The sequence below is a fragment of the Ammoniphilus soli genome (assembly GCF_040813775.1).
Genome location: NZ_JBEGDL010000001.1, coordinates 414039 through 434773, shown reverse-complemented (window position 1 = coordinate 434773; position 20735 = coordinate 414039). Strand labels below are relative to the sequence as shown.

The following is a 20735-nucleotide window of genomic DNA, read 5'->3' as shown; positions in this document are numbered from 1 at the left end:
ATTTATTCCCCTTCCAATCGAAACACTTTTTCCGGTTTTCCCCACGCTTCGTTCTCAACATATACAACTTTGTACAAAGCTAAGAACTTTTTTTCCGATGAATAAATACGGATCAGTTGATCCTCTGGTAAAGTCTGAGATAACCTTAACTTCTTTCCATTTAAAATGTCTAGTGCCTGGTGTGCAGGTACCACGATTTCCGGATATTGCAGCAAAGCCCAATCTATAGGTTTAAGAAGAGAATCAATATTTCCCTCCTCTGCTGCCGCTTCAATTTGTTCAAAAGTAAAGCAATCCTTTAAGCGAAACGGTCCGCTTGCCACCCTTTGCAAATTTTTCATGTGCGCAGGATAACCAAGCTTTTTCCCAATATCTACACACAATGTCCTAATATAAGTACCTTTTGAGCATTTTACATGGATCGTTATTTCAGGATAGGGAGGGGCTAATGTCGTCGATAACACATCAATCTGGTAGATTACGACTTTTCTAGCTTTCCTTTCAATTTCCTTGCCTTCGCGAGCTAGTTCATGCAGTCTTTTCCCATTTACCTTAACAGCAGAGTACATGGGTGGAATCTGCTCAATCGTACCTAAAAAAGTGTTAAGGACTTGCCTTACTTGATCTTCTTCCAGAGGAAAACTAAGCGGTTGGTCTAAGGTAGTTTCACCATCCGCATCCTCTGTAGTGGTGGAGCGACCAATGGAAACTGTTCCTACATACTCCTTCGGAAGATCCTGAATATATTCCGCAACCCGTGTAGCATGCCCGATACACATCGGAAGGACACCCGTTACCGAAGGGTCAAGGGTCCCCGTATGCCCAATCTTCTTCATGTTCAATATTCTTCGAAGCCTATTTACACAATCGTGGGAGGTCATTCCGGGAGGTTTAAGCAATGGTACAATTCCTATTTTACTCATGGCTGTCAGCTCCAAGCTTGTCCAAGTCTATTCTTGACAATCTCTATTACTTCGGGCAAACTTCCTTTCACCGTGCAGCCCGCAGCTTTAGCATGACCTCCACCGCCAAGTTCTTTGGCAATGGCTGAGACATCTACTTTCTTATTCGAACGAAAGCTGACTTTTACCGTTTCCGGATCCATTTGCTTAAATAAAACTCCCACTTCAACACCTTCTATATTTCTCGCGTAATTCACAATGCCTTCCATATCTTCCGGATTAGCTTGGCTCACTTCCATCGCTTCCAGGGTTATAGTAAGATAAGCCGCTTCATCATTAAAATCCATCGTAAGGGTAGGCAAAACCTCTCTTAGCAAACGCAAGTAAGAAGCAGTAATGGTTTCTAAGCAACGCTCCGCCACTTCAGACGGAGACACTCCATGATTCAATAAATCCGCTGCTTTTTGCAAGACTTCCGCCGTTGTATTAGAATACCTGAATCCACCCGTATCCGTTAGAAGACCCATATATAACGATGTGGCTAAGCCAGTATGTAAAGGTATACCCATTTCTTTTACTAAGTCATATAAAATTTCCGCAGTCGCACAAGCATCGGTACGGACAAGATTAAATTTTCCAAACAGATCATTCGTAGGATGATGATCCACATTCAACAATTGGACATCCTTTGTAAAATAACGCGCGGCTTCCCCTACTCTCAGGAAATCTCCGCAATCTAAAGCAATAGCATGATCGAATAATCCATCTGGTTTCTCTTCAGACAAATTGATAATTTTATTACTATGTGGAATAAACAAGAATTTTTCTGGAGTTGATCCTTCATTTACAAGGACAAATTCTTTACCCAGCGCTTGCAGCATATGCCCCATCGCAAGAATTGAGCCTGTCGCATCCCCATCTGGACTAACGTGGTTTACAACAAGAAAGCGGTCGTTCTCCCTAAGGAAACGACCTGCTGCCTCCAGATCCTGTTTATAGTTCATGGTCCGTATCCTTCTTGATATCTTTTAGTATAGTTTCAATACGGCTGCCATAGCTAATGGATTCATCAACCTTGAATTGGAGATCCGGTGTATGGCGAAGCTGAATTCGTTTTCCGAGCTCGCTGCGAATAAATCCTTTTGCCTTATTTAAGGCGCCTAAGGAATTCTCCTTCTGCTCTTCATTTCCCATCACGCTAATAAATACCTTAGCCAATTGTAAATCTCCAGCGACCTCCACACCGGTTACAGTGACGAAACCAATTCGCGGATCTTTAATTTCCCGTTGGATAATTTGACTTAATTCTTTTTTCATCTGCTCGCCAATTCGGCTTACACGAACTTTACTCATGGCCCTCACCTCGAGTATTAATGAGCCGCCGGTAATGCCCCGGCGGCGTTAAAATTCCTTGCTTCGTTATTTTAAGTTAACATCATAGGTTTATCCTAACAGATCTTAGGATGCCGGAACTTCTTCCATAATAAAGGCTTCAATGATGTCTCCTTCTTTTATATCGTTATATTTTTCTATGGTAATTCCGCACTCATACCCTTGGGCAACTTCCTTGGCGTCATCTTTAAATCGCTTTAAGGCATCGATTTTACCTTCAAAGATGACAATCCCATCACGGATTACGCGAACGCCAGAATCCCGGGTGATTTTTCCGTCTGTCACCATACATCCGGCAATATTGCCGACCTTGGATACCTTGAAGACTTGACGAACTTCCGCTTGCCCAATCGTTTTCTCCTGGAAGTTCGGATCCAGCATCCCTTTCATCGCAGCTTCAATTTCTTCCATGACTTTGTAAATAATCCGGTGGAGCCTGATATCCACCTTTTGGGATTCCGCTACCGACTTGGCATTTGCATCAGGACGTACATTAAAGCCAATAATAATGGCATTAGACGCATCCGCAAGCACAACGTCTGATTCTGTAATGGCTCCTACCCCTGTGTGGATGATGCGAACTCTGGCTCCTTCAACATTAATTTTTTCCAGAGATCCCTTTAATGCCTCAGCCGATCCCTGAACGTCAGCTTTTATAATAACGCCTACTTCCTTGACGTCGCCTTCTTTGATTTGGTTGAACAAATCATCTAAAGATACCCTTGCAGATGCCCTCAACTCATTTTCTCTTCGCTTAGATGCTCTTTTTTCTCCAATGGATCTTGCCTTTTTCTCATCTTCAAAGACCATGAACTGATCTCCAGCTTGAGGTACATCGTTCAGTCCAGTAATCTCTACTGGTGTACTTGGACCTGCTTCCTTTATCCGGCGGCCCTTATCGTTTACCATAGCTCTCACGCGCCCAAATGCACTTCCTACAACCAGAGGATCTCCAACCTTCAACGTTCCGTGTTGTACAAGCACAGTAGCCACTGGTCCTCGACCGCGATCAAGTTCTGCCTCAATTACAGTTCCTCTAGCTCTCTTATCCGGGTTAGCCTTGAACTCTTGAACTTCCGCAACAAGAAGGATCATTTCTAACAACTCATCCAAGCCTTCTCTCTTTAAAGCTGAGAGATTTACGAAGATGGTATCGCCTCCCCATGCTTCAGACACCAAGCCGTGTTCAGTCAGTTCCTGCATCACCCGATCAGGATTTGCCGCAGGTTTATCCATTTTATTAACAGCTACGATAATGGGAACATTCGCTGCTTTCGCATGGTTGATAGCTTCAACAGTTTGAGGCATTACGCCATCGTCTGCAGCCACAACCAAGATAGTAAGATCCGTTACTTTAGCTCCGCGAGCGCGCATTGACGTAAAGGCCGCGTGACCAGGTGTATCCAAGAAGGTGATCTTCTTGTCATTGATTTCCACTTGATAGGCGCCAATATGCTGTGTAATTCCTCCGGCCTCTGTAGAAACAACTTTGGATTCACGGATCGCATCCAGAAGAGTTGTTTTTCCGTGGTCTACGTGACCCATGATGGTAACTACTGGCGGGCGTTCAGACAATTGGGAAGGCTCATCCACTTCCTCAATGGTTTCAAATTCCAACTCATTGATAAGGATTTTCTCCTCAACTTCTACCCCATATTCAGTCGCTATGAGGGTAATCGTGTCGCTTTCCAATTCCTGGTTGATATTGGCCATGACACCGAGGAAAAGAAGCTTTTTAATGATCTCAGAAGATTCTCGATTTAACTTTTTCGATAGTTCTCCTACGGTCATTCCTTCAGAAAAGACAAGTTTATCCGGTAGGGGCTTTGGTCCTCTCGGTTCTGGCTGGCTGCCCTTTTTGTTCTTTAGCTTGTTGCTGAAATCAACCGAGTTTTTGTTATCATCGAAGCGTTTGGGATTCCCTTTCGACTTGACCTTGGTCTTTCCTCGAGATGCGTAATTCTCATCTGTATTAGCCGGCGTAGGTGACTTCTTTGCAATATTGTTGTTATTATTTTTTTTCTCCACCAAATTCCCTCTCTTTTCCTTCTCACCATTGAATGGCTTGTTGTTTTCCGTCTGTTGATTTGACGGTCTTCTCTGTTGTTCTCCCGTACCTCGTTGTTGGCCTTGCTGTTGACCCTGAAAGCCGGGTCGCTGACCTGACCGTGGATCGCGCTGCTGACCGCGCTGGTTCCGGTTAGAATTCTGCATACCCGTTTGCGGCCTCTTTTCATTTCCTCCTTGCCCTGATGGGCCTCCCTGTACAGGCCTTGACTCTGGCATTTTATTTGCAGCCTCTGGAGGTTTAGAGGAGGCGTTTGATTGATTCTTAAGACCCTTTATATGATTCTCTACTTTAGAGATGGCATCAGCCTCAAGAGTGCTCATGTGGTTCGCTACTTCCACATTCACCTTCTTAAGAACGCTAATAAGCTCTTTGCTTGACATGTTAATTTGTTTAGCGTACTCATAGACTCTCAATTTATTCATACGTTACCCCCTTCATCTTGGTCCAAATACTTCAGTAGTTCACGGGCAAAACCACTATCCTTTACACCGATGACAACCCTCTGTTCCTTACCAATGTAATGCCCAAGACGATATCTGTCAGCAAACAAACGTAAAGGGATGTCATATGTTCGACACTTATCCATCAATTTCTTCTTCGTATTATCAGACGCATCACCAGATAGAATGACAAGGTGAGCCAGCTTTGAACGCACAGCCTTCACCACCAGCTCTTCCCCCGTAACGAGCTTTCCAGCCCTCTGCGCAAGCCCTAAAAACTGTTCTATTTTATGGTTCACGTGCACCCATCCCAATCAAGTCCATTTCTAGCCGCTCATACACTTCCTCGGGAATGGAAACCTCTAAAGATCTATCCAGTGCTTTACGTTTTCTCGCTAGGGAAAAGCAATCCTGCTTTCGGCATATATATGCTCCTCTTCCGGAGGCCTTACCCGTTAAGTCAATTTTTACTTGCCCTTCCGTTCCACGGACCACACGAATCAATTCTTTTTTGGGGATCATCTCCTGACAAGCTACGCACTTTCGCATAGGGATCTTCTTAGGCTTCATCAGACCGCCCCCCTCCTACTCATTTACACGTTGATCGTCAACAGCCTCTTCTTCCATTATACCATAATCGCCCTCCGGCACCTCGTATCCTTCTTTTTTGGCTTGGGATTCGCTTTTGATATCAATTTTCCACCCTGTCAGCTTAGCGGCTAATCGGGCGTTCTGCCCTCTTTTCCCTATAGCTAGGGATAGTTGGTAATCCGGAACCATTACCCGCGTCATCTTTTCCTCTTCTGATACCTCTACGGAGATAACCTTAGAAGGACTAAGCGCATTAGCTACATATACCGTCGGATCCTCTGACCATCTTACAATGTCAATTTTTTCGCCGCGCAGTTCGTTAACAATCGTCTGCACTCGTGCCCCTTTCGGACCAACACAAGCCCCTACAGGGTCAACATTGGGATCAATGGAATGAACGGCAATTTTCGAACGATCCCCCGCTTCTCGGGCCACGGATTTCAACTCCACCACACCATCAAAAATTTCAGGAACCTCGAGCTCGAACAACCGTTTCAGTAAGCCCGGATGAGTCCGGGAAACAAAAATTTGCGGCCCCTTCGTCGTTTTCTCGACCTTGGTAATGTACGCTTTAATCCGATCACCCTGTTGAAAGTTTTCTCCCGGCATTTTTTCGTTGACGGGCATGATGGCTTCCACTTTCCCCAAGTCAATGTAATAATTGCGTGCATCCTGGCGTTGGACAATACCGGTAATAATATCATCTTCTCGGTCAATAAACTCACTGAAAATTATTCCACGTTCAGCTTCCCTTATCCTTTGGGTAACGACTTGCTTGGCCGTCTGTGCGGCAATTCTACCAAAATCGCGCGGTGTCACCTCAATTTCAACGATATCATCGAACGTAAAATTGGGGTCAATTTCCTGTGCGGCCTCGAGGGAGATTTCTAAGCGGGGGTCTAATACTTCCTCCACCACGTTTTTGCGGGCAAACACCTTGACAGCACCTGTATCGCGGTTAATATCAACGCGTACATTCTGGGCTGAATTAAAATTCCTCTTATAGCCCGAAATCAAGGCAGCCTCAATGGCTTCAATCAATATTTCTTTATTTATGCCTTTTTCCTTTTCCAGATCATTTAACGCTTCAATAAAATCCGAATTCACCGAATTACTCCTCCTTCATCTTTGTGCTGGTGCACTACGTCGAGTATACGTCCTGCCTCCAGCAATCCGTGTCCTTGTAAAAGAACCCCTTATTCTATAACAGCTTGGGCCTATGTATAACTAAAAAACAAAGGCTAATCGGGCATTTTCCACCTTATCGTACGGAATGACGTAAGATTTTTGCTCTTCCTGGATGGTAATTAACCCCTGATCGAATTGGGAGAGGATCCCTTCGAAAACCTTCAAGTCCTCTATCGGCTCTTTGGTTTTAAGATGGACTCGTTTCCCGATGGACCAACGAAAGTCCTTTTCCTTCTTCAATGGGCGTTCGATGCCTGGCGAGGATACTTCAAGAAAATAGGCATCAGGGATAGGGTCTACTTCATCAAGACGCTTGCTCAGCTTTTCACTGACAGCCCCACAGTCCTCAATGTCTATACCGCCTTCTTTATCGATGTATACGCGCAGGAACCAATTGTTTCCCTCTTTCACATATTCTATATCAACGAGCTCTATGCTCATGTCTGCAAGGATGGGTGTCACGAGTTCTTCAACTACTGTAGTTACATTCTTACCCATCGGATTTCCTCCTTCAAGTGCTTTATGATTGATGTATGGCGCTGACAAATTGACTTGCGTTACGTTCAACACCTAATTAGGATAAAACGAAAGAGTGGGTTTCCCCACTCTTGCAAATTCCGTATCCTTAGTATTTCCAAAAAGATTATACCATAATCCACAAGCCCTAGCAATAACAGGCACTTGAAATCTATGGGCTCCTGGTTTCTAGAACAGCGATAACTGATTAGATTCTGGAAGCCCCTTTAAGCAGCCTTGCTCTTGCAAGTATTCGATGACCGTCTTGGATACCTTAGACCTTTGCTGCAGGTCCTCAATGGATAAGAACTCCCCATTCTCCCTCGCAGCTGCGATATTAATGGCCGCGTTCGTTCCAACTCCAGGCAAGGAATTGAAAGGGGGAATGAGTCCGTCCCCATCCAATAAGAATTGGGTAGCGTGCGAACGGTATAAATCAATGTTCTTAAAGTGGAACCCGCGCTCGCACATCTCCAAGGCGATTTCCAGGACGGTTAGCAAGTTTTTTTCTTTAGGCTGGGCATCGTTTCCTTTTCTTTCAATTTCTTCGATTTTCGCCCGGATGGCAGGACTGCCTTTCACCATGACTGGAATATCAAAATCATCGGCGCGCACGGTAAAATAGGTCGCATAATATTCAAGAGGATAGTGAACCTTAAAATAGGCAATCCTGACTGCCATCAGTACATAGGCTGTAGCATGAGCTTTCGGAAACATGTACTTGATTTGCTTGCATGACCAAATATACCAATCCGGCACATTGTTTTGCTTCATGTCCTCTTCCATCTCAGGGGTGAGACCTTTCCCTTTGCGGACACTTTCCATGATTTTAAAGGCAACACTAGGCTCCAAGCCCTTATACATCAAATACACCATGATATCGTCACGACACCCAATAACCTCTTTCAGCGTACACGTACCTTTTCGAATCAATTCTTGAGCGTTGTTAAGCCATACATCCGTCCCATGGGAAAGACCGGAGATCTGCACTAACTCCGCAAAGGTAGATGGTTTCGTATCTTCTAGCATTTGACGGACAAATTTTGTACCAAATTCCGGTATACCTAACGTCCCCGTATTGGTACGGATTTGCTCGGTAGTCACCCCGAGAGACTCCGTACTGCTAAAGAGCGCCATCACCTGCTTGTCATCTGTTGGGATCTTTTTCGGATCTAGTCCGGTCAGATCCTGAAGCATACGAATGGCCGTGGGATCATCGTGACCGAGTATATCCAATTTCAGCAGATTATCATGGATAGAATGAAAGTCAAAATGAGTCGTCTTCCATTCAGATTCCTTATCATCCGCTGGAAATTGAATGGGAGAAAAATCATAAATGTCCGTGTAATCCGGAACTACAATAATTCCGCCTGGATGCTGACCCGTGGTACGCTTTACACCGGTACACCCGGAGGCTAGACGAAGAATCTCTGTATTTTTTAGCTGAAGCCCTTTTTCTTCTTCAAACTTTTTGACGAACCCGTAGGCCGTTTTATCAGCTACTGTACCTATCGTTCCTGCACGGTATACATAATCCGGGCCAAACAATACCTTCGTATAATTGTGTGCTCGAGGCTGGTACTCTCCTGAAAAGTTTAAGTCGATATCGGGAACCTTATCCCCCTTAAAGCCCAGGAATGTTTCAAATGGGATATCATGCCCATCTTTATTGTATTCAGCGCCGCATTGCGGACACTGCTTATCAGGCAAGTCATAGCCGCATGCCACGGACCCATCTTCAATGAACTCAGAGTGCTTGCAGCTCGGACAAACGTAATGCGGAGGGAGTGGATTTACTTCCGTGATCTCCATCATCGTCGCAACAAATGACGATCCTACGGAACCACGCGACCCTACCAAATAACCATCATCCAAAGACTTCTTTACAAGCTTATGCGAGATCAGATAAATAACGGCAAACCCATGACCAATGATGCTATTCAGCTCTTTCTCGAGCCGCTTTTGAACCAAATCAGGCAGAGGGTCGCCATAGATGCTTTTGGCCCGTTCGAAGCTCATCACTTCCGTATCCTCATTTGCTCCATCAATCTTTGGCGTAAACAACTTGTCAGGAATAGGCTTAACCTCTTCAATCCATTCGTTCACTTGTCTCGGTCCCGCTACTACGGCAGCATAGGCCTGATCCTCTCCCAAATAGCGGAATTCTTCCAGGAATTCATTGGTCGTCGAAAAATGGGCATCTGGCAGCTTATCCGGCTTCAGCATACTCGCTCCGCCTAAACTGCGGATAAGAATTTGCCGGTAAATTTTTTCGTGTCGCTCCAGATAGTGAACGTTACCGGTGGCAACTACTGGTTTGCCTAATTTTCGACCCAAATCCATGATTTTGCGGTTAATATCCTGCAAAGCTTCTTCATCTTTGACTAGTTCCTTTTCAATCAGGTGAAGATTATAATACGTTGGCTGTATTTCTAGGTAGTCATAAAATTTAGCGACTTCCTCCGCTTCGTCGATCGATTTTTGCATCACCGTTTCAAACAATTCCCCGCGTTCACATCCTGAACCAATAATAAGCCCTTCTCGGTGCTTAATCAATTCGCTTCGGGGAATTCGCGGAACACGATGGAAATATTCGGTATGAGCCTTAGAAACCAGGATATACAAATTACGCAAGCCGACCTGATTTTTCACAAGAATAATGGAATGGAAAGGCCGTTGACGCATCCAATCGCCATTGCTTCCGATATAGTCATTCAATTGATTTAAATTGGTCATGTTTCGCTCTTCTAAGCGAAGCACCATTTTCCAAAGGACATGGCCCGTTGCTTCTGCATCGTAAACGGCACGGTGGTGACTCACCAGTTCAACATTCAAGTAATTACTGATCGTATTTAAACGGTGGTTCTTGAGTTCTGGTAAAAGAAAGCGCGCCAATTCCAAAGTATCGATGACGGCATTTGTTAATTCCGGCTGATTAAGCTTCCGATAGCCCGTATTTATGAACCCCATATCAAATCTGGCGTTATGAGCTACGAGTACCGCATCCCCGACAAACTCCCGAAAGTCATTAAGCACCTGGTCAATTTCCGGAGCATCGACAAGCATATCATCCGTAATCCCGGTTAAATCGATAATCGTATTGGTCAAGCTCTCATGAGGATTAGCAAACCGTTCGAAGCGGTCCACGACCTCCCCATTCACAATTTTTACTGCTGCTAACTCGATAATTTTATTGTAAACTACCGATAAACCGGTCGTTTCCACGTCAAAAATAACATAGGTTGCTTCTTTTAAAGGCATATCAATTGGATTGTAGGCAATAGGTGCACCGTCATTTACAATATTCGCCTCTAGTCCGTAAATGATCTTGATTCCTGCTTTTTGCCCCGCACTATAAGCTTCTGGAAAGCTTTGCACACCCGCGTGATCCGTAATGGCAATCGCCGGATGGCCCCACTTCGCAGCTTGGGCAACTAACTTTTTCACAGGCGTTATTGCATCCATCGTACTCATTGGCGTATGCAAATGAAGCTCAATCCTTTTTTCAGGAGCTGTATCCTCCCTGAATTTAGGCTTGATTTCGTTCACATCATTGGCTTCCATAGCCAGTTCGCGGGCAAACTGATCGTACGTTACTCGACCCCTAACCTTAACCCACATTCCCTCTTTAACTGCCTTCATCATGACAAGGTCTTCTTTATCCCGCGAAAAGATCTTCACGCTAATCGAGTCCGTATAATCGGTTACACGGAATGTTAGTAGGGATCTCCCGCTCTTCAGTTCCCGAATTTCCGAGGCAAACACTTGCCCCTGAATGGTAATTCTTTTTTCCTCTTCTACAATCTGCTGGATCGGACTAGGCTCATCCTGGATTTTATAGCCAATGAGAAACTCGACATTTGCTTCAGCCAGAGTCGATGAGTCTCCTTTTTCCTTTTCTTTTTCGGTTTCAATTAAAGCCTCCATGGCACGAGAACGGTCTTCTTGCATTCTCTGCTCCAGAAACGCCTGATAATCTTCCTCTGACTCTACGACTTTAAATTCAACAGGCACGCGCGTTCCCGAAATTTTTTCAATCAATCCGGCAATCAAACGGTCAATTTCCTTCTTTTTGACCATTGAAAGCGCGATTTCATTGGTAACAGATAAAATGACTTTATTGCCCATGACTTCCGGCAAGGATTCTTTCATAAAGGCAGCAGATGATGAGACTTGACCAGCAACCAGGTCAACGATGTATCCCCAATAATCTCCAATAAAGGCTAGGATATCAACGGGCTCCATATAGGTTATATAGCAATCTACCAAAGCGATATGCGAAAAAGTCTCCTGGATCCGTTGAAAAAAAGCACGGTATACGAGGCTTGGCAACATCTTTTCTAGTTCAATATAAAAAGTCCACTGCTTGTTCTGTCGTGTCAGTTCTAGTCTATCGATTCTTCCCTCTGCAAAATATTGGCTTCGATACTCTTCAGGTATGTCAGCCTGTCGCAAAAGAAGTTGAAATCGCTCCTTCTGTTCCAGCCATTGCTGCATCCCCAAACACCTCTGCTTTTCGGTTTCTTATGTCCCAAAACCAGCATATACAAGTCTTAGAAATGTAAAATGAGTTCCGAGTGTCATCGGAACCCATCCACTAGTTTTATTATAGCTTAGAAAGTGTTTCTTTCATATAGTTTAAAACCTGGTCAGCCGAGATTTCCAACATTTCACCGGTTTTGCGAATCTTGCACTCGACAATCCCTTCACTAGCTTTCCCGCCAACGGTAACCCTTAATGGAATTCCTATGAGGTCTGCATCTTTGAATTTAACACCCGCTCGCTCAGGGCGATCATCGTATAAGACTTCGAATCCCGCACCTTGTAAGGATTCATAAAGAGTCTCCGCAAGCTTCACCTGATCCTCATTTTTTGTATTAACGGCGATCAGATGAACCTGATACGGCGCTATAGATAACGGCCATATGATTCCATTCTCATCATGATTTTGCTCAACGACCGCAGCAACCGTACGAGAAATCCCAATCCCGTAGCAGCCCATGATCATCGGCTTTTCTTTCCCATTTTCGTCAAGGAAGGTGGCCTTCATTTTTTCGCTATAACGAGTTCCAAGCTTAAAGACATGCCCCACTTCGATGCCTCTAGCGAACTGAATGTCACTTCCGCACTGCGGGCAAGGATCTCCTTCTTCAATGTTCCTTAAATCCCCGTACTGTGCTACTTCAAAATCTTTACCTGGTGTAGCGTTTCGGAAGTGATAATCAACAGCTCCAGCACCCACTACACCATTTACCATATCTTTTACGGCCTCATCAGCCACAATGGTTACTCTCTTTCCAGAGAGCCCTACTGGCCCGACAAATCCAACCGGAGAACCAAGTACATCCAACACTTCTTGCTCGGTAGCCATCGAGATCACATTCGCATCGAACATATTTTTTAATTTCACATCATTCAAATCGTGATCCCCGCGAATAAGGGCAAGCACATATTGCTGATCGACCTTAAACAAAAGCGATTTGATTGTTTTATGCGCCGGCAAGCCCAAAAATTCACTGAGCTGGGCAATCGTTTTTACCGATGGCGTATGTACCTTCTCCAGTTCAGCAGGAGTCTCCGCAGAGGCTTGCCCTTGATAGACAACGTCTGCTTTTTCCAAGTTAGCGGCATAATTACATGAAGTACAGTACGCAATCGTATCTTCTCCAATGTCCGAGAGCGCCATAAACTCGTGGGTCCCTTTTCCTCCGATGGCACCTGCATCGGCTTCAACAGCACGAAAATCCATCCCGCATCTCGTGAAAATACGGGTGTAGGCATCATACATAGCTTGATAACTGCGATCGAGACCTTCTCGGTCCGAATCAAAGGAATAGGCATCTTTCATAATAAATTCCCTTGCTCGGATCACACCGAATCGAGGTCTAACCTCATCACGATACTTGGTTTGGATTTGATATAAGTTAATGGGTAATCTCTTATAGGAATTAATTCCATCCCGGGCAATGCTTGTCACTACCTCTTCATGGGTTGGACCTAATACAAAGCTGCGGTCATGGCGATCCTTCAGCCTCATCAGCTCGGGACCATAGGCTTCCCATCGCCCTGTTTCCTGCCAGAGTTCTGCTGGTTGGATGGCCGGCATGGAAATTTCCTGAGCTCCTGAGCGATCCATCTCTTGACGAACAATCTCAGTGACTTTTCGAACCACACGGTATCCCAGAGGCAAGTACGAGTACACCCCTGATACCAATTGCCGAATCAAACCGGCGCGAAGCATTAACTGATGACTTACAATTTCGGCTTCCGACGGCACTTCCCTTAGAGTAGGAAGAAACAAGCTAGACTGACGCAAATCATTCATCCTCCTTAACCACATGCACCACTTGATCTATAAATTAGAAGAAAAACCTTTGGATATCGTTCCATGTAATAACTAGGATCAATAACATGAGAAAAGCAAATCCCAAGAAATGAACCATTCCCTCTTTCTGGGGATCCACTGGTCTGCCACGTAAAGCCTCTAGCATCAAAAACACCAGTCTTCCTCCATCTAAAGCAGGGAGAGGAAGGAGATTAATGATCCCCAGGTTTATGCTTAATATGGCTGCCCACTTTAACAGGATGGCCACTCCCTTTTCGGCAGCCTCATAGGTATAGTTGAAAATTCCGACAGGACCAGATAACTCATCCATCGACACCTTTCCGGTCACCAGCATTCCCAGTCCCTTGAAAATGAGAGTCGAAAACTGCCAGGTCGTATCCCCGGCATATCGGATGGACGGACCAAACTCTGTAGTCACTGGCGGATAAACTCCAATCTTTCCTACCGTTTGCCCCTCGACATCTACAGAATCAGTCACTAAAGGAACGGTAAATTGCTCTTTATTTCTTTCGATAATAAATGTCAGTTCTTTTCCTGGAGATTGGCTCACGATCTTTACAATATCTTCCCAGGACTGAACCTCTTGATTATCCACTTGTAAAATCCGGTCTCCTTGCTTCAGTTCTGCCCGTTCAGCAGGTCCTCCCGGACTGATTTCTCCAAGAAAAGGAAGATTGGTGGGCGTTCCATAAGAAAGGGCCATGACCAGCAGGAGTATAAAAGCAAGGATAAAATTGGCTGCAGGCCCGGCAAAGATTGCTGCTGCCCTTTGTCCTACCGTTTTGCTTCCAAACTGGCGATCCCATGGAGCAATCTGAATATCCTGGCCGTGTGATACCAACATGGCCTGCGGATGAATATTCCACTTTTGCAACTCCCCATCCACATACGCTTCTAGGGTTAATTTCCGCTCCATATCTATCCGTTCAACTGAAACGATTTCTGCATGAGGATGGGATCTTAACTGGTCAACAATAATTCGCTTCACCTGATCGTTCTCAACAATTATTCCGACTTCTTGGCCCGAGTTAATTTTCACGACTTCGGGGTCTTCACCAGCCATTCGGACAAATCCCCCAATGGGGAGTAAGCGAAGCGTATACGTCGTCTCGCCTCTTTTGAATGAAAACAGCTTCGGACCCATGCCTAGTGCAAACTCCCGGCAGAGTATCCCAGCACGTTTTGCAAAAACCAAATGTCCCAACTCGTGGAAAAAAACCAACGCACCAAAAACTAGAATGATGGATAAGACCTCAAACATAATACCCCACCTTTCCGGCTAATTGTTTTAGACTAAGCTGGCCTCTCTTCGTGCCCAATGATCTGCCTCCCAAATCGTCTCAATCTGAGGATTAGCTATATTCTGGTGCTTTTCTAACACTTTTTCAATAAAAGGTTCAATTTGTGTAAACGCAATTTCCCCTTTTAAAAAGCGGTCCACCATGATTTCATTGGCTGCATTCAGTACTGTAGGCAAGGTGCCTCCTGCCTGGCCACACTCATAAGCTAACCTTAACGCAGGATATCTTTCCCAATCTAATGGAGCAAAATTCAACGATAGGGCTTGACTAAAGTCAAAAGAAGGAATATTGAGCGATATGCGCTCAGATTCACTCAGCGCATATTGGATAGGCACTCTCATGTCAGGTGTACCTAACTGGGCCATAATGGCACTGTCCTTAAACTCAACCATCGAATGGACAATGCTTTCCCTATGCAGGACACAATCGATCTGGGAAAAAGGCAAACCGAATAGCCAATGGGCTTCTATCACTTCCAAACCCTTATTCATCATTGTAGCAGAATCAATGGTAATTTTCGCCCCCATTTTCCAGTTTGGGTGATTAAGAGCTTGTTCGACGGTAACCTCCTCTAATTCTTCTCTTGATTTATCCCGAAAAGAACCACCGGAAGCTGTGAGAATCAGCCTTTTAATGGTTTTGGAATTTTCTCCTTGAAGACATTGGTGGATGGCAGAATGCTCGCTGTCTATCGGCAAAATGTCTACTTGTTTTTCTGCCGCCAGCTCCATTACGATATGCCCGGCCGAGACAAGTGTTTCTTTATTGGCTAAACCAATCGTTTTTCCCGCTTCAATTGCCTGTAAGGTTGGGGCCAATCCTACACTCCCTACCATTGCCGAAACTACAAAATTCGTTTCCGGGAAGGTAGCCACTTCTGCTGCTCCATCTGAACCATACGTGACTTTTATATCTTGTGGGATATGCATTCTAACTTTTTCAGCCAACTCTTTGGTTCCAACTGAAACGATACGCGGGCGAAACTGCAGTGTCTGGCGAACTAGTTCTTCCCAATTGGATCCAGCCGCAAGACCGGTTACTTTAAATCGTTCAGGATGTTCGGAAATGACATCAAGCGTCTGTATTCCTATTGATCCCGTAGAGCCTAATATAGATATGTATTTCAAAAAAGGGCACTCCTTCCTATATCAACGAAAGCAGGTGTAAAACAGGGAATACAAACAATAAGCTATCAAATCGGTCTAATGCTCCGCCATGTCCCGGCAAGAGTTGACCGGAATCCTTTACACCCAAAGTTCTCTTTACGGCAGATTCTACTAAATCACCTAACTGCCCGAAAGTGGAGACCGCTAGAGCTAAAATCAAAGCATCGGTGAATGCAAGCTGATCTGAAAAAAAAGACATAACAGCAAGCACCAGAACAGCCACTACTATCCCGCCTACAGACCCTTCAATCGTTTTATTGGGGCTAATCGTTGGCCAAAGCTTGTGCCTGCCCATCGCCTTGCCAACAAAATAAGCAGACGTATCCGTGGCCCAAGCGGCTAACAGCACAGCCAAGGTTAGGATCAGCCCTTGTTCCAGCAAACGGGTCTCCAGCATGTAATGCAAGGATACCCCAAGATAGACGGATCCTATAAATATATAAGAAACCTCATGAATAGAGGATGTATTCTTACTGACTACAGGCATTGATAAAAGAATAAGCATTTGCAAAATAAACGGTTCCAGGGATAACTCACCGGTAATTTGGCTAGGCAAAAAATAATAAATGGTGAAAAGGAACCCTGTAATCGATGACAGGCTCCATATAGATATGTTATTCATCTTCAGCCATTCATAGTAACCGGCTAATGCGATGAAAAAAAGGAGGACTCCATAGCTAACTCCCCCCATAAACAGAAGGGAAAGGAACACGGCCCCCCCAATTGCTCCAGTTATCACTCTTGTCTTCAATGTTTATCCACTCCAACTATACCCCGCCATAGCGGCGATTCCGGTGCTGGTATTCAAAAATGGCTTTATAGAATTCATCTCGGTTAAAATCAGGCCAATACACTTCACTAAAGCATAATTCTGAATAGGCTAACTGCCAAAGCATAAAGTTACTTAAGCGAAGCTCGCCACTCGTACGAATGAGCAGATCCGGATCAGGCAAACCATTCGTGAACAGGAATTGATCCATCATTTGCTCGTTAATATCCGTGACGTCAAGCTTCCCTGTCTTAACCTCATTTGCAATGGAGCGAATAGCATGAAGCATTTCATCCCGGCTTCCATAATTCAGCGCAAAATTCAGGATAAGGCCTGTGTTATTCTGAGTCTTTTCCTGTGCTTGCAGCACAGCATCCATTGTATATTCGGGAAGTTGTTCCTTATTACCAAGCATACGGACTTGAACATTCTGTTCGATCAATTCTTTCAGTTCTGTGAGCAGATACTCTTGGGGAAGTCTCATGAGATACTCGACTTCATCCTTAGGTCTTTTCCAATTTTCCGTAGAAAAAGCATAAAGAGTCAATGCCTTTACCCCGATCTCATCCGCTGCCCTCGTAATTTCTTTCACAGTTTTCATTCCGGCACGGTGTCCTGCAACCCGAGGCAATCCCCGCTTCTTTGCCCATCTTCCGTTTCCGTCCATAATGATCGCAATATGTTGAGGAATGTTATCAAGGTCAAGATCAAGAGCCAATCCTTCGCCTTCCTTGCCCTGCATCCATTTGGTAATTCTGTTTAGCATAAGTCTTCCCCCAAAAATAGGCAATATACATAAGCCCCCACTAAAAGGATGGGGGCAATATGATCTAAGTTAGACTTCCATAATTTCTTTTTCTTTTTCCTGGACGATCCTATCCACTTGCTGAATGCTGCTGTCCGTTGACTTTTGAATTTGATCCTGGTATCGTTTCAAGTCATCTTCCGAGATAGTGCCATCCTTTTGAAGCTTCTTAAACGAATCATTTGCGTCGCGTCGAACGTTCCGAATCGCAACTTTCGCTTCTTCCCCTTCTTTTTTCACCAGTTTGACAAGTTCGGCTCTTCTTTCCTCTGTTAAAGGAGGGATCATTAACCGGATGACGCTGCCATCATTTGTCGGCGTCAACCCCAGATCCGATTTCAATATTGCCTTTTCTATCGGTCCCAGCTGGGTTTTATCCCATGGCTGGATGGTAATCAACCGAGCCTCAGGCACCGATACGTTTGCCATTTGAGAAACAGGAGTTGGCGTTCCATAATAATCGACGAGAACCTTATCAAGCAGAGCTGGAGTCGCTCTTCCGGCACGCAGGCTGGAAAGCTCTTTCTTCAGGGCTGCCTGAGCTTTGGACATGCGTTCTTCAGCGTTTTGAATGACGTTTTGTGGCATAATTCATTACCCCTTTACGATTGTACCAATTTTTTCTCCCATAATTGCTTTTTTAATATTACCTTCTTCGGTAATCGAGAAGACGACAAGCGGGATATTATTATCCATACAAAGGGATGATGCGGTAGAATCCATGACACCCAAACCTTGGTTTAGTACCTCAAGGAAAGAAAGGCGCTCATATTTCACTGCATCTGGAGTGGTAGATGGATCTGCATTATATACCCCATCCACTTTATTTTTGGCCATAAGGATAACTTCCGCTTCGATTTCAGCGGCACGGAGTGCAGCGGTTGTATCCGTTGAAAAATACGGATTTCCTGTTCCGGCAGCAAAAATCACAACCCGATTTTTCTCCAAATGGCGAATGGCTTTCCTGCGAATATAAGGCTCTGCAACCTGTCTCATTTCAATCGAGGTTTGAACGCGTGTGGGAACCCCTGCTTTTTCCAATCCATCCTGAAGAGCCATGCTGTTCATAACGGTCGCTAGCATTCCCATATAATCAGCTGTGGCGCGATCAATGCCTTTAGCGCTTCCTGCAATTCCTCGCCAAATGTTTCCTCCGCCAACGACAATGGCCACTTGTACACCCAACTCAACGATTTCCTTAATTTGTTCAGCAATGGATGCAATGACTTTGGCTTCGATTCCATAACCCATTTCACCTGCTAAGGCTTCTCCACTTAACTTCAGTACAACCCTCTTAAATGCGGGTAGAGGCATGTATGACCCTCCAATCATTCCATAAGAAATTCAATTCACTTTTTCCGCTTTTTAGCCTTCAAAAATGGGGAACACGTTGTGTCCCCCATATCTTTTGACTTATTGCTTCTTTGTTTGTGCCATTACTTCTTCAGCAAAGTTTTCTTGGCGTTTTTCCAAGCCTTCCCCTACTTCATAGCGTACAAACGTAACGATTGAAGCGCCTTTTTCACTTAAAAGCTTTCCTACTTTTTTATCAGGATCTTTAACGAAGGCTTGATCGTTTACGCAGATCTCTTCAAAGAACTTGCTCAAGCGACCCTCTACCATCTTTTCGACGATGTTGGCAGGTTTTCCTTCATTTAGCGCCTGCGCTTTTAAAATTTCCTTTTCCTTTTCCACTTCTTCCTGAGATACCTGGTCGCGGGAAACATACTTCGGATTTGCTGCTGCGATATGCATCGCGACATCTTTTGCAAGGCTCTCATCGGCAGTTCCATCAAGAGCTACCAATACACCAATCTTTCCACCCATATGTAAGTAGGCACCGAATGAACCATTTTCAGGTTTTTCTAATACGCTGAATCGACGCAAGGAAATTCTTTCACCGATTTTAGCAATTTTTTCGTTCAAATACTCATTCAAAGAAGGTGCAGCACCAATTGGGGCAGCAAGTGCTGCATCTAGATCAGCAGGGCGCGATTCAACCAAGAGGCTAGAAATTTCCTTCGTAAGATTTTGGAACTCTTCATTCTTAGCAACAAAGTCTGTTTCGGAGTTGATTTCAAGAACAACACCATAGTTCCCTTTTACTTCAACAGAAGCCAATCCTTCTGCAGCAATGCGGTCAGATTTCTTTGCCGCTTTAGCGATCCCTTTTTCACGTAGAATTTCAGCTGCACGCTCCATATCTCCATTTGATTCTTGAAGCGCCTTTTTGCAATCCATCATTCCGGCTCCGGTTTTTTCACGAAGTTCTTTAACCATGCCTGCACTTATAGACATAAAGATCCTCCTTCATCATATGTATTAAAGTAGTGGTTATTCATTAAATCATAGAAAAAGGGTGGTAAGGGTTACTACACCCTTAGGCCACCCTTAAATCTTACGCCTTACGCAGTTGTTTGTTCACCTTGATTACCTTCAATGATCGCATCTGCAACTTTAGCAGTCAATAGCTTAACCGCACGAATCGCATCATCATTTCCAGGAATTACATAATCAATTTCATCTGGATCGCAGTTGGTATCAACAATCGCTACAATCGGGATACCTAACTTCCGTGCCTCAGCAACAGCGATACGCTCTTTGCGAGGGTCAATGATAAACATTGCATCAGGAAGTTCGCGCATATGACTGATACCGCCCAGGAATTTCTCAAGGCGTTCCTTTTCCTTGCGAAGAAGAATAACTTCTTTCTTAGGCAACACTTCAAAAGTACCGTCAGTTTCCCATTGCTCCAATTCATGAAGACGATTGATACGCTTCTGAATGGTAGAGAAGTTAGTTAAAGTACCACCCAACCAGCGTTGGTTGATATAGTACATTCCACTGCGTTCTGCTTCTTCCTTCACAGAATCCTGAGCTTGCTTCTTGGTTCCAACGAAAAGAATCTTTCCTCCGTTAGCTCCAAGATCGCGGACGAAGTTATAAGCTTCTTCGACCTTCTTTACAGTTTTCTGCAAATCGATAATGTAAATTCCGTTTCTTTCAGTGAAGATGTATTTCGCCATTTTTGGGTTCCAACGACGAGTTTGATGTCCAAAGTGAACACCTGCTTCAAGCAATTGTTTCATAGAAATAACTGCCATCTTCACGCACCTCCTTCAATGGTTTTTATTTTCCTCCGTTCACCTCATTTTCAATCAAGACTATCCATGGATAGCACCCTTCATTGAATTGGCAAACGTGTGTATTTTTACACCGTTGATAACTATAACATATGTACTTTTGAA

Annotated in this window: 18 protein-coding genes; all 18 read right to left on the bottom strand. The window is 44.5% G+C overall.

Annotated elements, in window-relative coordinates:
- Positions 1 to 2 precede the first annotated feature (2 nt).
- On the bottom strand, positions 3 to 923 hold the full coding sequence (gene truB / locus ABLT31_RS02295) for a tRNA pseudouridine(55) synthase TruB (protein ID WP_367748337.1): 921 nt from the start codon (positions 921 to 923) through the stop codon (positions 3 to 5).
- A 5-nt stretch (positions 924 to 928) separates the two neighbouring features.
- Positions 929 to 1906, bottom strand: coding sequence for a DHH family phosphoesterase (locus tag ABLT31_RS02290; protein WP_367748335.1), 978 nt, complete (start codon positions 1904 to 1906; stop codon positions 929 to 931).
- On the bottom strand, positions 1896 to 2255 hold the full coding sequence (gene rbfA / locus ABLT31_RS02285) for a 30S ribosome-binding factor RbfA (protein ID WP_367748332.1): 360 nt from the start codon (positions 2253 to 2255) through the stop codon (positions 1896 to 1898). Before rbfA ends, ABLT31_RS02290 begins: the two co-directional genes overlap by 11 nt.
- 105 nt (positions 2256 to 2360) lie before the next feature.
- Positions 2361 to 4787, bottom strand: a complete 2427-nt coding sequence (gene infB / locus ABLT31_RS02280; protein ID WP_367748329.1) for a translation initiation factor IF-2 — start codon at positions 4785 to 4787, stop codon at positions 2361 to 2363.
- Positions 4784 to 5104, bottom strand: a complete 321-nt coding sequence (locus ABLT31_RS02275; RefSeq protein WP_367748326.1) for a YlxQ family RNA-binding protein — start codon at positions 5102 to 5104, stop codon at positions 4784 to 4786. The genes infB and ABLT31_RS02275 overlap by 4 nt, the downstream gene beginning before the upstream one ends.
- The gene (gene rnpM / locus ABLT31_RS02270) at positions 5094 to 5375 is read right to left on the bottom strand and encodes an RNase P modulator RnpM (protein WP_367748324.1); all 282 of its coding nucleotides are present in this window, start codon (positions 5373 to 5375) and stop codon (positions 5094 to 5096) included. The genes ABLT31_RS02275 and rnpM overlap by 11 nt, the downstream gene beginning before the upstream one ends.
- A 15-nt stretch (positions 5376 to 5390) precedes the next feature.
- Positions 5391 to 6503, bottom strand: a complete 1113-nt coding sequence (nusA, locus tag ABLT31_RS02265; protein ID WP_367748321.1) for a transcription termination factor NusA — start codon at positions 6501 to 6503, stop codon at positions 5391 to 5393.
- 120 nt (positions 6504 to 6623) lie between these two features.
- Positions 6624 to 7082 (bottom strand): ribosome maturation factor RimP, encoded by a 459-nt coding sequence (gene rimP, locus ABLT31_RS02260; protein ID WP_367748318.1) that lies wholly within the window; start codon positions 7080 to 7082, stop codon positions 6624 to 6626.
- A gap of 207 nt (positions 7083 to 7289) precedes the next feature.
- Positions 7290 to 11597, bottom strand: a complete 4308-nt coding sequence (locus tag ABLT31_RS02255) for a PolC-type DNA polymerase III (RefSeq protein ID WP_367748316.1) — start codon at positions 11595 to 11597, stop codon at positions 7290 to 7292.
- Positions 11598 to 11706: 109 nt separating this feature from the next.
- On the bottom strand, positions 11707 to 13416 hold the full coding sequence (locus ABLT31_RS02250) for a proline--tRNA ligase (protein ID WP_367748314.1): 1710 nt from the start codon (positions 13414 to 13416) through the stop codon (positions 11707 to 11709).
- A 43-nt stretch (positions 13417 to 13459) separates the two neighbouring features.
- Positions 13460 to 14707, bottom strand: a complete 1248-nt coding sequence (gene rseP / locus ABLT31_RS02245) for an RIP metalloprotease RseP (protein WP_367748312.1) — start codon at positions 14705 to 14707, stop codon at positions 13460 to 13462.
- Positions 14708 to 14734: 27 nt separating this feature from the next.
- Positions 14735 to 15874, bottom strand: coding sequence for a 1-deoxy-D-xylulose-5-phosphate reductoisomerase (locus ABLT31_RS02240; RefSeq protein ID WP_367748310.1), 1140 nt, complete (start codon positions 15872 to 15874; stop codon positions 14735 to 14737).
- A gap of 16 nt (positions 15875 to 15890) precedes the next feature.
- Positions 15891 to 16664: a phosphatidate cytidylyltransferase gene (locus ABLT31_RS02235; protein WP_367748308.1), complete on the bottom strand. Its 774-nt coding sequence runs from the start codon at positions 16662 to 16664 to the stop codon at positions 15891 to 15893.
- Positions 16665 to 16680: 16 nt separating this feature from the next.
- A complete protein-coding gene (locus ABLT31_RS02230; RefSeq protein ID WP_367748306.1) occupies positions 16681 to 17448 on the bottom strand; it encodes an isoprenyl transferase in 768 nt (255 codons plus the stop codon).
- Between the two features lie 69 nt (positions 17449 to 17517).
- The gene (gene frr, locus ABLT31_RS02225) at positions 17518 to 18075 is read right to left on the bottom strand and encodes a ribosome recycling factor (protein WP_367748304.1); all 558 of its coding nucleotides are present in this window, start codon (positions 18073 to 18075) and stop codon (positions 17518 to 17520) included.
- Between the two features lie 6 nt (positions 18076 to 18081).
- Positions 18082 to 18801 carry a UMP kinase gene (pyrH, locus tag ABLT31_RS02220; protein WP_367748302.1) on the bottom strand — a complete coding sequence of 240 codons (720 nt, stop codon included), beginning with the start codon at positions 18799 to 18801 and terminating at the stop codon, positions 18082 to 18084.
- Positions 18802 to 18900: 99 nt separating this feature from the next.
- A complete protein-coding gene (gene tsf, locus ABLT31_RS02215) occupies positions 18901 to 19785 on the bottom strand; it encodes a translation elongation factor Ts (protein WP_367748299.1) in 885 nt (294 codons plus the stop codon).
- A 107-nt stretch (positions 19786 to 19892) separates the two neighbouring features.
- Positions 19893 to 20591 carry a 30S ribosomal protein S2 gene (gene rpsB, locus ABLT31_RS02210; RefSeq protein WP_367748297.1) on the bottom strand — a complete coding sequence of 233 codons (699 nt, stop codon included), beginning with the start codon at positions 20589 to 20591 and terminating at the stop codon, positions 19893 to 19895.
- Between the last annotated feature and the right edge of the window lie 144 nt (positions 20592 to 20735).